Raw genomic sequence first — 13354 nt, 5'->3', positions numbered from 1 at the left:
CTCCTTTCGTTATTTCACAAGACCGAAATCTTTAATCGGCCAGAATACTACACTCGTACTACCGATGACTTCATCGATTGATACGGCTCCAATATGTCTAGAATCTTTACTTTTCCGACGGTTATCACCCATAACAAATATGTGATCTTCCGGAACTGTTTGCGCATCGATTTGCGGCACATCTTGCAGTGTGAAATCTTCCGTCAGTGTGCCATCCTGTACTTCAGATTTGTATTGTTCGAGATACGGTTCTTCATATGCTTCATCATTTACATAAAGGACATCATCTTTATACTCCACTGTATCTCCTGGCAGACCAATTACACGTTTAATATAATCTTTCTGCTCAGGTGCATGGAATACTACGATGTCAAAACGATGAGGTTCACCTATCGTATAGCCGATTTTATTAACGATCATGCGGTCACCATGTTCCAACGTTGGCATCATGGAAATACCATCAACGACGATGGGTGTGAATAAAAAGATACGAATAATGGCGGCTAATCCAAACGCTATTAATAATGCTTTAATCCATTCTAGTCCTTCACTTCTCGTTTTTTTCTCTTCCATCAATCCAGCCTCCTGCCCTGTCTGTTATTATTGTACAGCCAATTGTCTTTCTGAGCAAAAAGAAAGGAGGCCAAGTGCAAGGCCCCCTTCGTTTCTGTTTATCTTATTAGCGGAGTTCTTTGATACGTGCTGCTTTACCACGTAGTTTACGTAGGTAGTACAACTTCGCACGACGAACTTTACCGCGACGAGTCACTTCAATTTGAGCTAGCTTAGGCGTGTGTAATGGGAATGTACGCTCCACTCCAACACCGTTTGAAATTTTACGCACAGTGAAAGTTTCGCTGATTCCGCCACCGCGACGTTTGATAACAATACCTTCGAATAACTGGATACGCTCACGAGTTCCCTCGATGATCTTCACGTGCAAGCGAAGTGTATCGCCAGGACGGAATGAAGGGTGTTCAGTGCGTAACTGATCTTTTGTAATATCTGCAATTAGTTTTTGCATATTTTTTCTCTCCTTCTTTTCTGATGCTCTTGCACGTTTTGCTTTGCAGCGGAACAACAGTAAAATAGGCGCTCTTAAAAAGCGCTTTATAAATCATAGCACACGCCTGTTAACGAATCAAGCAAATTTAGTCTCTTTTTTGTTTCCATTGCTGATAGAGTTTTTTTTGATAATCTGTTAACGGCGCTTCTTGCAATAATTCAGGACGGCGTTGTGCCGTGCGAATGAATGCCTGCTCTTCTCTCCACTTATCAATCTCGGCATGATTGCCCGACAACAGCACAGAAGGCACCTCAAGGCCGTTGAACGTAGCAGGTCGAGTGTATTGTGGATGTTCCAACATACCCGTCGAAAACGAATCGTGGACAGCCGACTGGTCGTTACCTAGAACGTCAGGAAGTAATCGCACAACACTATCAATGATCGCCATAGAAGCCACTTCTCCACCAGTTAATACAAAGTCACCGAGTGAGATTTCATCCGTAACCAAATATTCACGAATTCTCTCATCGTATCCTTCATAGTGACCACAAATGAAAACTAGATGCTGCTCTTTCGCAAGTTCTTCTGCTTTCTTCTGCGTGAATCGTTCGCCTTGCGGACACATGAGGATAACGCGAGGCTTACCATTACTAGTGTTAGTGACGGCTTCGACAGCCGCAAAGAGTGGTTCGGGTTTTAATACCATTCCCGCACCGCCTCCGTACGGATAATCATCCACTTTTCTATGTTTGTTTGTCGAAAAGTCACGAAAGTCTGTGACTTTAAACGATGCAGCTTGTTGTTCTTGCGCTTTTTTCATGATGGAAGAATGAAGTACACCCTCAAACATCTCTGGGAACAAAGAGAGAACGTCGATTTTCATCATGAAAGTAATCCGTCCATCAATTCAATTTTGATAATCTGCTCATCAATATCGATATCCTTTACAACATCTTCGATATAGGGAATATAATGCGGCTTGCCTTCAGTAGGCGTTACTTCCCATACATCATTGGCACCCGTTTCGATAATTTCTGTAACCGTACCGATTTCTTCACCTGTTTCTGTAATCACACGGCAGCCAATGATTTCATGATAATAAAATTCATTTTCCCCGAGTTCTGTCAATTCTTTCTCCGATACCTTGATCACACCGTCGCGAAACTTCTCGACGTCATTAATATTCGGATATCCTTCGAACATCAGTAAATCAAAGTTTTTATGCTTACGATGACTGATCACTTTGACAAACGTAGGTGCTTTGCTTTTCGGCATGAAGATCGCGAGCTCACTTCCCACTTCATATCGTTCATCTGGAAAATCTGTTTTGGACATTACGCGAACTTCACCTTTAATACCATGCGTATTCACAATCGTGCCTACATTAAACCATTCCATTATTTCGCCTCCATTATATGACTAAAAGTATTTATACGTGCAAAAAAGGAAGGAACCGAGGCTCCTTCCTTTTGGATCAATCCAAGATATCCAAATACACTTTTTTGCCGTGGTGGCTGCCTGCTGCTGAGTAAACAATCGTACGGATCGCTTTTGCCACACGACCTTGCTTCCCGATCACTTTACCCATATCCTCCGCATTCACTGATAACTGATAAACGACTCGTTGAGACTGTTCTTCAGATACCACTTTCACGTCGTCCGGGTAATCGACTAACGGTTTTACAATTGTTTCAATCAGCTGCTTCATGTCCACCCCTCCAAATTACTTGCTGTATTTAGCGTTATGGAATTTTTCCATGATACCTTGTTCTGAGAACAAGTTACGAACTGTATCAGATGGTTTAGCTCCATCTTGAAGCCATTTCAAAGCCAATTCTTCGTTGATTTCAACTGTTGCTGGCTTTGTAAGCGGGTTGTATGTACCAACCTGATCGATTTGACGGCCGTCACGTGGTGCACGTGCATCAGCTACTACAATACGATAAAAAGGAGATCTCTTAGCTCCCATACGTTTTAGACGAATTTTAACTGCCATTATTATCTACACCTCCGAATAGTTTCACACAAGATAGTATATTACCAAGTTTTTATTTGTTTGTAAAGGGTTTTTTCTTAACACCCTCTATTTTATTTAAAAAACGCATCAAAACCAGGCATTTTACCTTTCTTCTTACCTTTTTGTTGCATGTTGGTCATTTGCTTAACCATTTTCTTCATTTCCTCAAACTGCTTCAGCAAACGGTTGACTTCCTGTGTGGAAGTTCCAGACCCTGTAGCAATTCTTTTTTTACGGCTCGCATTAATAATTTCTGGGTTTTCCCGTTCAGCAAGCGTCATAGAATAAATGACTGCTTCTACACGACCCATCTGACTCTCATCCACTTTAGCATTGTCGAGTCCTTTGATTTTGTTTGCACCCGGCATCATTTTCAAAATTTCGTCGAGTGGCCCCATCTTCTTTACTTGTTGCATTTGATCGAGAAAGTCATCAAGTGTAAAGCTTTGAGTGCGCAATTTCTGCTCTAACTCTTTCGCTTTATCCTCATCCACATTTTCCTGTGCTTTTTCAATCAAAGACATGACATCGCCCATACCAAGAATCCGTGATGCCATACGCTCTGGATGGAATGGTTCGAGTGCATCCATCTTCTCACCCATACCAACAAATTTTATTGGTTTTTCAGTAACGGTACGAATCGATAACGCCGCACCACCACGTGTATCCCCATCAAGTTTTGTCAGGATGACGCCAGTGATTCCTATTGTATCATCGAAACTTTTGGCAACGTTGACTGCATCTTGACCTGTCATCGCGTCCACTACGAGGAAGACTTCATCAGGATTAGTCAACTCACGAATATCTTTCAATTCTTGCATGAGTGCTTCATCCACATGGAGTCGACCCGCTGTATCAATGATTACAACGTCATTATGCTCACGTTCTGCCTCTTCCATCGCTTTGCGAGCAATTTCAACAGGTGATTGATCAGTTCCCATAGAAAATACAGGTACCGTGATCTGTTTACCTAATGTTTCGAGTTGTTGGATCGCTGCCGGACGATAAATATCCGCCGCCACAAGCAGAGGTTTCTTATTATGTTTTTTACGTAAAACTGTGGCCAATTTACCAGTAGTTGTCGTTTTACCAGCACCTTGCAAGCCTACCATCATGATAACCGTAGGCGATTTACGCGCGAACTGAATAGGGTTTTGTTCTCCACCCATTAGATTCGTTAATTCGTCTTTTACGATTTTCACCACTTGCTGACCAGGTGTCAAACTCTTCATTACATCCTGACCTACTGAGCGCTCGCTGACCGTCTTGACAAATTGTTTAACGACTTTCAAGTTAACGTCTGCCTCAATTAGTGCAAAACGCACTTCACGCATCATTTCTTTTACGTCAGCTTCGTTGATTTTACCTTTGCCTGTAATTTTATTCATGGTTCCTTGCAGGCGTTCGGCTAGACCTTCAAATGCCATAGACAATCCCCCCTATTCAAAGTCTTTTAAGGTATGTAGCAATTTCATGAAGCGATTTGAATTTTCAGTAGGCGCCATTTCTTCTAGCAACTCTACAATTTCAAGTCGACCTTCATGCTTTTCGAACAGATTGAGTTTCTTCTCGTAATCTTCGAGCATAGCCTCAGTCCGTTTCACATTGTCGTACACTGCCTGTCTCGATACGCCATATTGCTCAGCAATTTCACCGAGAGAAAGATCATCTAAATAATATAATTGCATATATAAACGTTGTTTGTCAGTTAATAATGATTGATAAAAATCAAAGAGGAAGTTCACTCTTGTCGTTTTTTCAAGCAAGATCACGACCTCCTTCAGTCACTATTATATAATATCGTGCACATGTATTGCTGTCAAGTACTTTTACTTGTCTTCTTCAGTTTCGGTTTCAATTTCTTCTGCTTCTTCCATTTCTAAGCCGTTCGCAAATAACCCATAGACATATTTCTCTGGGTCGAAAGGTTGTAAGTCATCGATACCTTCACCAAGACCGACAAACTTCACAGGGATATCGAGCTTATTACGAATTGCCAGTACAATGCCGCCTTTTGCTGTACCATCTAGTTTTGTCAATACAATACCTGTTACGTTCGTCACTTCGTTAAATGTTTGCGCTTGGATTAATGCGTTCTGACCAGTCGTCGCATCCAAAGCTAACAATACTTCATGAGGAGCGTCTTCAATTTCACGACCAATGATGCGATGTACTTTTTCAAGCTCATTCATCAAGTTTACTTTATTTTGTAAGCGGCCCGCTGTATCACAAATTAAAACATCTATGTTACGCTTCTTAGCTGCTTTCACTGCGTCAAAAATAACGGCAGCCGGATCTGAACCTTCCGCTTGACGGACAACCTCTACACCAGTACGCTCTCCCCAGACAACAAGCTGTTCAATGGCGCCTGCGCGGAATGTATCCCCAGCAGCAAGCATAACGGTTTTCCCTTCATTTTTAAGGCGGGCAGCCATTTTACCGATCGTTGTCGTCTTACCTACACCGTTCACGCCAACCATCAATATTACGTTCAGTCTACCTTCTTCGATATTCAACTCACTAGAAACTACTTCGCCTGAATTATAGATTTCTACAAGTTTCTCTGAAATCAATGACTGCATACCAGTCGTGTTTTTAATGTTCTTGCGTTGGACTTCTTCTTTCAGCAAATCAATCAGTTCCATAACGGTTTCAAAACCGACATCCGCTTGAAGTAATACTTCTTCCAGTTCTTCGAAGAATTCTTCATCAACCACACGGAATCTAAATACTAAATCGTTCACTTTCGATGTAAATGAATCGCGTGTCTTCGTCAGTCCATCTTTAAACTTCTCTGCTACCACTTCATTCGTCCCTGATATTTTATCTTTTATCTTCTTAAAGAAAGACATTCATTTCACTCCTTAGCTACTGATTTCTTCTGCCACTTCAGATAGTTTAACAGAAAGTAGTTTCGAGACACCTGATTCCTGCATCGTAATGCCATATAGGACGTCCGCACCTTCCATCGTACCTTTTCGATGTGTGATTACGATGAATTGTGTCTGATCCGAAACTTTCTTCAAATAATTACTATATCGTACTACGTTCGCTTCATCCAGTGCAGCTTCCACTTCATCGAGAATACAAAATGGAACAGGGCGAACTTCTAAAATAGAGAACAACAAGGAAATAACGGTTAATGCGCGTTCTCCGCCGGATAAAAGACGTAAATTCTGCAATTTCTTTCCTGGGGGTCGTGCCACGATATCAATCCCAGTAGTGAGTAAGTTCGTTGGATCTGTTAAAACTAGATCTGCTTCTCCACCACCAAACATATCCTTAAACACGCGACGGAAATGACTGCGGATCGCCTCAAAGGTTGTCTCAAATCGACTCTTCATTTCCTGATCCATTTCTGCCATGGCTTCTTGTAACGTATTTTTAGCTTCGACTAAGTCATTGCGCTGTGATTGCAAAAATTCATGACGCTCTGATACCTCTTCGAATTCCTGAATCGCATTCGGGTTAACCGGTCCTATAATTGCTAGTTGTTGCTTACAATCTTCCACTGTTTTGCGAAGTAACGGAATGTCCAATGACTCAATCTGCAATTCATTCGGTCTTAAACCGTACTCTTCATCCAACCGATCCCTGACCGTTTCATATTGCGTTTCAAGTCTGGATAACTGGATCCTCATTGTGTTTAAGCGCTCTGAAATAGTGCTTACTTGTTGTCGGATCGTTTTTATACGCTGTTCATGGTCGCGAACACGTTTAGCTTGTTCAACACGCTTAGCTTTCTCTACCTCAATCGTTTGTTGCACGTATTGTTTTGCATCATTCGCTAGTTGACTTCGCTTCTCTATTTCTTCAGGAGTTAATTCTTTGCCAATTACAAACTCCTGCACATATTGCTGTTCTTCTTGCAAGCGGCTAATTGTTAACTCTAATTCATTTAATTGAGTGATCGTTTCTACTATACTGCTCGAATGATAGGCGGTTTGCTCTTTTAATACAGCGATTTTTTGCTGTAGATCATGCAATCTCTTCTGTAATAACTGTTGCTCTTCGCGTCTGTTCTCTACCAGTCTCTCCAAGCTCTCTAGCTTTTCCAACGTCTCTTGAAGTTCACTTTTCAATGCTTCATGATGAGTTTGTAACTCTTGTTTTTTAGTAGATAACTGCTTTTCTGCAGAAACTGTATCTGTACGCCCGATTTCAATTGTGGATATTTCCATTTCGACGGAACGCAATTCCATTTCTGTTTCCTGTAAAGACGCATGAATAAAGGACTTTTTCTGTTGGGTTTCTTCTAACTTTACGCGCAATTGATCACGAAGATGTAAACTCGCGCCAACTAAATTGCGAGTTTCAGATGTTTGTGCAGTAGCCTGTTGAATCGATTCGTCCATTTGTTGTAATTGATTTGAAAGTGTCTCCAGCTCCGCCTTACGGGAAAACAGCGTGGACTGACCTTTCGCACCACCACCCGTCAATGAACCGCCTGCGTTGATAATATCCCCATCGAGTGTCACTATGCGATAACGATGACCTATTGTCTTTGCTAAACCTGATGCGGCTTCTAAATCACTAGCAATAATCGTCTGGCCCAATAAATTTTTGGCGACTGATTCATAGGCAGCGGACGTTTGAATCAGTTCAAACGCTGTACCGATGAACCCTTGACGTTGAGTGAGTATTTGCCGGCTATTCATAGGAAGCTCACGCGGCTTCAAGATATCCATTGGTAAGAACGTAGCGCGACCGAAGTTTTTCGTTTTTAAATAACCGATAGCTTGTCTTGCATCACGCTCAGTCGTGGTAATGATGTGTTGCATGGCACCGCCAAGAGCTGTTTCGATTGCCTTTGTATAAGCCGGCTCTGTCGTAATGAGCTCCACTACAGCCCCTTCGATTCCTTGTATACGTTGTTGTTGCTTCGCATGAAGTACTTCTTTGACACCAGAATAGAACCCTGAAAAATCCTTTTCAAGACTTTCCAGGGCACGAAGTCTTCCTTGCATTTCAGATTGTTTTCGCAATGCTTTCTGCAAAATTTGCTGTTGAGTAGATAGACGCTGCTCTTCATCTGTTAATTGTTGTTGACAAGTTCTAGCTGACTTCTCTAGCTCGTCTAGCTGTTGTTGAACGGTATTCATTTGCTGAGTCTTTTCCCGCTGTTCTTTAGCAAGTTGTTGTTTGCGTTCGGAAAGCAACGTAGTCTGAACCGTAATCTTTTCTGTAGAAGACTTTTCTCCCTGAAGCCGCTCCTCTACATGCTTGATCTCACTACGCACAGTAGCCTCTTCATTGAGACGCTCAATATAGACCGATTTTAACTGTTCAATCTGCTGTTCAGTTTCTTTTAATGAACTGTTTAACATGGCCGTGACTTGCTTACTTTCTTTTGTAACTTCTTCCAGTTCATGCTTGGCCGCTTTCTGCTTCATTTGCATAGTACTAAGTTTATCTTTGGCCATTCGGTGTGTTTGCTCTGCAGTTTGTAGTTCTTGTCTAATACGCTCCACTTGCTGCTTCGTATTGCGGGTCTTTTCAACGGACAGTAATCTTCTACCTTCCCACTTTTCCGCTTCAGCTGTCTGTTTGATCAATTCGTTTTGGAAATCATCCAGTTGCAACTCTGCTTTCATCAGGTCTTTCTTGTCAAGATCAAGTTCCTGTTCATATTGTGTGAGAATCGCTGAAATCTTTCGCTGTTCTGCTTCATCATTGTTCACAACTACCTCTTTTTCGGAGATCTGCTGTTGCAAGGCAGATGCATCGTGATGGAGTAAACGAACATCTGCCTCTCGAAGTTCAGTACGCAAATTAGACGCTTTACGAGCCAAACCCGCTTCCTTTTCAAGGGGGACGAGCCGATCATCGATTTCTTTTAGTATATCCAGTACTCGATCTAAATTATCAGTTGTCTCAAACAATTTATGCTCCGCCTGCAGTTTATGAGTTTTATACTTCAAGACACCTGCCGCTTCGTCAAAGACATTACGTCTTTCATCCGCACGACTATTCAAAATCTCATCTACCCGACCTTGCGATATAATAGAGAATGCTTCTTTACCTAATCCTGAATCCATAAATAGCGCGGTGACGTCTTTTAATCTGCAGGTCTGACCATTCAGTAGGTATGCACTATCTCCGGATCGAAAAACCCTTCTCGTTACACTGATTTCAGTGTAGTCAAGTGGAAATAGATTTTGTGTATTATCCAAAATGAGTGTGACTTCTGCAAAATTAACCGCTTTCCGAGAATCACTACCTGCAAAAATGACATCTTCCATTTTACTGCCACGCAATGATTTTGCAGATTGTTCACCCAGCACCCAACGAATCGCATCAATAATATTACTTTTTCCACTTCCATTAGGTCCTACGATGGCCGTTACTCCCGGTACGAAATCTATATGGATTTTTTCCGCGAAAGATTTAAAGCCTGCGATTTCCAGCCTCTTCAAAAACACGATTAGTTCTCCCCTTCGGTTGTCTGCATCAATAAATATTCTATCGCTCGACGGGCAGCTTCCTGTTCTGCTTCTTTCTTGGATTTACCGATTCCTTTTCCAAGTTGTTGTTCATTAAGGTTAACTACAGTAACAAACTTTTTCGCATGTGCAGGACCTTTTTCTTCAATGACTTCATATTGAAGGGGTCCGTTATTTTTCTGCTGCACCAACTCTTGCAGGCGGCTCTTATAATCTGTCACATGCGAAAAAGCTCCGATACTAATTTTCGGAAAAACGATTCGCTTTAGAAACTCTTCAACGACTTCCATACCCTGATCCAAGTAGAGCGCACCGATATATGCTTCAAATACATCCGCTAGTAATGCTGGACGCATTCTACCTCCAGTTAGTTCTTCTCCCTTGCCAAGAAGAATATAATCTCCAAAGTTCAATTCATTTGAAAACTTGACTAGTGATGGCTCACAAACAATCGCTGCACGAAGTTTCGTTAGTTCCCCTTCGCTTTTTGCCGGTTCTGTACGGAATAAAAATTTAGATACTCCTAGTTCTAATACGGCATCTCCAAGAAATTCCAATCGTTCATTATCGGAAAATTTCTTGCGACGGTGTTCATTGACATAGGATGAATGGGTGAATGCATTATACAATAGATTATCATCCTTGAATTGAACGCCTAATTCCTGCTGGAGCGTACTGAATTTCTCGCGTACAGCTTGTGGCAATGTAGGATGTGATACGGTTTCTTTCGAAGTTCTTTTATTTTTCATAAACTACTCTGCCTCTCATCTATTAATAGTCTGTACACACTTGTAAAGCGAAAAGAGACGCTTTCTCCTTTTCAGATGAAAGGAAGAAAGTGTCTCACCAAAAAGGTCATTCGCCTACTTTTGCTGTAATGTACGTTACTGCATCTCCGACAGTTGCAATTTTCTCTGCATCATCATCAGAAATTTCCGTTTCAAACTCATCTTCAAATTCCATAACAAGTTCTACTACATCTAGTGAATCAGCTCCTAGATCCTCACGGAAAGAAGCCTCAGGTTTTACTTCGCTTTCATCGACGCCTAGACGGTCGACAACTACTTTTGTTACGCGCTCAAGTACTGTTGACAACATAGTCACCTCCTCTCAAGGCCAAAGTCGGCTCATTAGCTACTATTGAATTATAGAGGGTAGTCCCCTCGTTACGCAACCATAAATAGCCCTTTCAAAGAAGTAGTTCGTTTACATCACCATGCCGCCGTCTACATTGATGGTCTGACCGGTTATATATTTAGCTTCATCGGATAGTAAGAATGCAACGGTGCCCGCTACATCTTCCGCACTTCCTAGCTTGCCTAAAGGGATAGTTGACAATAATTGCTCTTTCATATCATCGCCCAATTCATCTGTCATATCCGTCGTGATGAATCCTGGAGCAACAGCATTTACTAAAATATTACGTGCTGCCAATTCTTTTGCAGTTGTTTTCGTCAAACCAATGACGCCTGCTTTTGCCGCCACATAATTTGCTTGCCCTGCATTTCCCACAACACCTACGACAGAAGCCATATTAACGATTCTTCCTGCACGCTGACGCATCATTTGGCGCGTAACAGCTTTTGTACAGAGGAATACCCCTTTTAAGTTAATCGATAATACATCATCCCACTCGTCTTCTTTCATGCGCATCAATAAATTATCTCGCGTGATACCCGCATTATTGACGAGGATATCAATACTACCGAATTGTTTAATTGTCTCATCCATCATAGCTTTTACTTGATCAGCATCGGAGACATTTGCTTGAAATACAAGTGCTTCCCCGCCTGCAGAACGAATTTCAGCCGCTACAGTTTCTGCACGATCTTGGCTACCGCTATAATTGACGACTACCTTAGCACCTTCTGAAGCTAAACGTAAAGCGACAGTGCGCCCAATCCCTCTGGATGCCCCTGTGACTACCGCTGTTTTTCCATCGAATCTTCCCATCATGACCATCCTTTCGCTTCTTCAAGCAACTTTTCAAGCGTTTCTTCATCATATACTGGGTACACTTTAGCTGTACGGTCAATTTTACGAATCAGTCCGCTCAATACTTTTCCTGGCCCACACTCTACGAAACGAGTTACACCCAATTCAAGTAGTTTTTCAATAGACTCTTCCCAGCGTACGGGCGAGTACAATTGTTCAACCAATAATTTTTTTATTTCATCCTGCTTCGTTACTTCATCCGCTGTAACGTTTGCAATGATCGGGATTTCTGCATCCTTCATATCGATGCCTTCAAGTGTCTTTTGTAACTCTCCGGCTGCAGGTTGCATGAGAACGGAGTGGAAAGGTCCACTTACATTCAAGGGCAATGCACGTTTCGCACCTGCTTCCTTCAAAGCTGTACATGCTTTATCCACACCTTCTTTTGCACCTGAAATAACAATTTGCCCAGGGCAGTTTAAGTTGGCTGGTTGTACAGGATGTCCTGACTCGGTGATATTCGCTGTGATCGACTCCAATACATCACGATCCATTCCAAGTATGGCTGCCATAGCACCTTTACCCGCTGGTACAGCTTCATTCATATACAAGCCTCTTTTATGAACGGCCACTACCGCGTCTTCAAATGAAAGAACTTTGGACTCAACAAGAGCTGTATACTCACCTAGACTATGTCCCGCTGTATAGTCTGGAGTAATGCCTTCTTCTTCCAAACGTGCTGCGATCATCGCTCCAACTGTGAGTAGAGCCGGTTGAGCATTATAAGTTAACGTCAATTCATCTTGAGGGCCTTGGAGCATCAATGAGCTCAGTTCAAAACCAAGAGCTTCATCAGCTTTTTGCATGAATGCCTTACACGCTTCATTCTTCTCTGTGAATACTTTCCCCATCCCTACAGCTTGTGAGCCTTGTCCCGGGAAAACAAATGCCAGTTTACTCAAGATTCCTCTTCCTCTCCGATTGTTTTTTTAATCGTTTCGCATACTTGGTATTGTACCATGGTTCTGGCTTGGCGAACTGCATTAAAAAGTGCATTGGCATTCGATGAACCATGTGCTTTGATGACAGGATGATTCAAACCAAATAAGCCTGCTCCACCATACTCCGAGTAATCCATCTTCTTCTTCAAACCTTTGAGATCATCTTTCACTAATCCCGCTGCAAGCTTGGTTTTCAACGAAGACATGAACACATCTTTGATCATGGAAAACACATTCATGGCAGTGCCTTCAATAGTTTTCAACACCATATTCCCAGTAAAGCCGTCCGTAACAACTACATCCGCCACGCCATTCAACAAATCACGCGACTCCACGTTACCAATGAAATTAATGGGTGCAGCTTGTAACTCTTCGTAGGCATGTTTTGTCAGCTCATTACCTTTTCCAGCTTCCGTTCCAATATTTAATAGTCCTACACGAGGCTTGTCGATTCCGCGTACTTTCTCAGCATAAATACTACCCATGACAGCAAACTGTGCCAATTGTGTAGGTTTACTGTCTGAATTCGCTCCAGCATCTAACAATACGAAACCACTACCGTCAATCGTCGGTAATGTCGGTGCCAGTGCAGGTCTTTGAATACCATCCAAGCGCCCCACGATAAAGAGTCCTGCCGACATGAGTGCACCTGTATTACCAGCTGACACACATGCCTGTGCTTCTCCGTCTTTTACAGCTTGCGCCATACGAACCATGGAAGCATCTTTTTTCTTTCGAATTGCACGCACAGGCTCATCATCAGGTTCAATGATTTCAGAGCAGTGCACTACTTGAAGACGTGGATGCGTTTCGAGGTATGGGGCCATTTTTTGCTCATCACCAAATATATGTATCGTTATGTCATCAAATGCATGAAGACTCTGTAATACTCCTTTAACAATCTCTCCGGGTGCGTTATCTCCACCCATTGCGTCTACTGCAATAATCATAT

15 protein-coding genes are annotated in these 13354 nt (G+C 42.2%); all 15 read right to left on the bottom strand.

Features of this window, described 5'->3' with window-relative positions:
* Positions 1-9 precede the first annotated feature (9 nt).
* The gene (gene lepB / locus CSV68_RS04380; RefSeq protein ID WP_369823470.1) at positions 10-576 is read right to left on the bottom strand and encodes a signal peptidase I; all 567 of its coding nucleotides are present in this window, start codon (positions 574-576) and stop codon (positions 10-12) included.
* Positions 577-679: 103 nt separating this feature from the next.
* Positions 680-1024 carry a 50S ribosomal protein L19 gene (gene rplS / locus CSV68_RS04375; protein WP_085133217.1) on the bottom strand — a complete coding sequence of 115 codons (345 nt, stop codon included), beginning with the start codon at positions 1022-1024 and terminating at the stop codon, positions 680-682.
* A gap of 127 nt (positions 1025-1151) precedes the next feature.
* Positions 1152-1892 carry a tRNA (guanosine(37)-N1)-methyltransferase TrmD gene (gene trmD, locus CSV68_RS04370; protein WP_099633148.1) on the bottom strand — a complete coding sequence of 247 codons (741 nt, stop codon included), beginning with the start codon at positions 1890-1892 and terminating at the stop codon, positions 1152-1154.
* The gene (gene rimM, locus CSV68_RS04365; RefSeq protein WP_099633147.1) at positions 1889-2404 is read right to left on the bottom strand and encodes a ribosome maturation factor RimM; all 516 of its coding nucleotides are present in this window, start codon (positions 2402-2404) and stop codon (positions 1889-1891) included. Before rimM ends, trmD begins: the two co-directional genes overlap by 4 nt.
* A gap of 76 nt (positions 2405-2480) precedes the next feature.
* The gene (locus CSV68_RS04360; RefSeq protein ID WP_081244337.1) at positions 2481-2714 is read right to left on the bottom strand and encodes a KH domain-containing protein; all 234 of its coding nucleotides are present in this window, start codon (positions 2712-2714) and stop codon (positions 2481-2483) included.
* Positions 2715-2729: 15 nt separating this feature from the next.
* On the bottom strand, positions 2730-3002 hold the full coding sequence (gene rpsP / locus CSV68_RS04355; RefSeq protein ID WP_029052320.1) for a 30S ribosomal protein S16: 273 nt from the start codon (positions 3000-3002) through the stop codon (positions 2730-2732).
* 92 nt (positions 3003-3094) lie between these two features.
* Positions 3095-4450, bottom strand: coding sequence for a signal recognition particle protein (gene ffh / locus CSV68_RS04350; protein ID WP_099633146.1), 1356 nt, complete (start codon positions 4448-4450; stop codon positions 3095-3097).
* Positions 4451-4462: 12 nt separating this feature from the next.
* The gene (locus CSV68_RS04345; RefSeq protein ID WP_369802859.1) at positions 4463-4789 is read right to left on the bottom strand and encodes a putative DNA-binding protein; all 327 of its coding nucleotides are present in this window, start codon (positions 4787-4789) and stop codon (positions 4463-4465) included.
* A gap of 63 nt (positions 4790-4852) precedes the next feature.
* A complete protein-coding gene (gene ftsY, locus CSV68_RS04340) occupies positions 4853-5875 on the bottom strand; it encodes a signal recognition particle-docking protein FtsY (protein WP_099661538.1) in 1023 nt (340 codons plus the stop codon).
* A 12-nt stretch (positions 5876-5887) separates the two neighbouring features.
* Entirely contained in the window at positions 5888-9445 is a 3558-nt protein-coding gene (gene smc, locus CSV68_RS04335) for a chromosome segregation protein SMC (protein ID WP_158233490.1), read from the bottom strand.
* 2 nt (positions 9446-9447) lie between these two features.
* Positions 9448-10215: a ribonuclease III gene (gene rnc / locus CSV68_RS04330; RefSeq protein WP_099633143.1), complete on the bottom strand. Its 768-nt coding sequence runs from the start codon at positions 10213-10215 to the stop codon at positions 9448-9450.
* A gap of 106 nt (positions 10216-10321) precedes the next feature.
* Positions 10322-10561 (bottom strand): acyl carrier protein, encoded by a 240-nt coding sequence (locus tag CSV68_RS04325; RefSeq protein ID WP_085133672.1) that lies wholly within the window; start codon positions 10559-10561, stop codon positions 10322-10324.
* Positions 10562-10672: 111 nt separating this feature from the next.
* Positions 10673-11419, bottom strand: coding sequence for a 3-oxoacyl-[acyl-carrier-protein] reductase (gene fabG, locus CSV68_RS04320; RefSeq protein WP_099633314.1), 747 nt, complete (start codon positions 11417-11419; stop codon positions 10673-10675).
* The gene (gene fabD / locus CSV68_RS04315; protein WP_099661536.1) at positions 11419-12363 is read right to left on the bottom strand and encodes an ACP S-malonyltransferase; all 945 of its coding nucleotides are present in this window, start codon (positions 12361-12363) and stop codon (positions 11419-11421) included. Before fabD ends, fabG begins: the two co-directional genes overlap by 1 nt.
* Positions 12360-13352, bottom strand: a complete 993-nt coding sequence (gene plsX, locus CSV68_RS04310) for a phosphate acyltransferase PlsX (RefSeq protein WP_099633141.1) — start codon at positions 13350-13352, stop codon at positions 12360-12362. The genes fabD and plsX overlap by 4 nt, the downstream gene beginning before the upstream one ends.
* Between the last annotated feature and the right edge of the window lie 2 nt (positions 13353-13354).

It is taken from the genome of Sporosarcina sp. P29 (genome assembly GCF_002743265.1).
GTDB lineage: Bacteria > Bacillota > Bacilli > Bacillales_A > Planococcaceae > Sporosarcina.
The sequence above is the reverse complement of the archived record's forward strand: the minus strand, read 5'-3'. Positions and strand labels throughout refer to the sequence as shown.

Coding starts and splice junctions, on each gene's coding strand:
- trmD (WP_099633148.1), bottom strand. CDS start 1,892: ATGATGAAAATCGACGTTCTCTCTTTGTTCCCAGAGATGTTTGAGGGT.
- plsX (WP_099633141.1), bottom strand. CDS start 13,352: ATGATTATTGCAGTAGACGCAATGGGTGGAGATAACGCACCCGGAGAG.
- CSV68_RS04360 (WP_081244337.1), bottom strand. CDS start 2,714: ATGAAGCAGCTGATTGAAACAATTGTAAAACCGTTAGTCGATTACCCG.
- rnc (WP_099633143.1), bottom strand. CDS start 10,215: ATGAAAAATAAAAGAACTTCGAAAGAAACCGTATCACATCCTACATTG.
- ftsY (WP_099661538.1), bottom strand. CDS start 5,875: ATGTCTTTCTTTAAGAAGATAAAAGATAAAATATCAGGGACGAATGAA.
- rplS (WP_085133217.1), bottom strand. CDS start 1,024: ATGCAAAAACTAATTGCAGATATTACAAAAGATCAGTTACGCACTGAA.
- rpsP (WP_029052320.1), bottom strand. CDS start 3,002: ATGGCAGTTAAAATTCGTCTAAAACGTATGGGAGCTAAGAGATCTCCT.
- ffh (WP_099633146.1), bottom strand. CDS start 4,450: ATGGCATTTGAAGGTCTAGCCGAACGCCTGCAAGGAACCATGAATAAA.
- fabG (WP_099633314.1), bottom strand. CDS start 11,419: ATGGGAAGATTCGATGGAAAAACAGCGGTAGTCACAGGGGCATCCAGA.
- rimM (WP_099633147.1), bottom strand. CDS start 2,404: ATGGAATGGTTTAATGTAGGCACGATTGTGAATACGCATGGTATTAAA.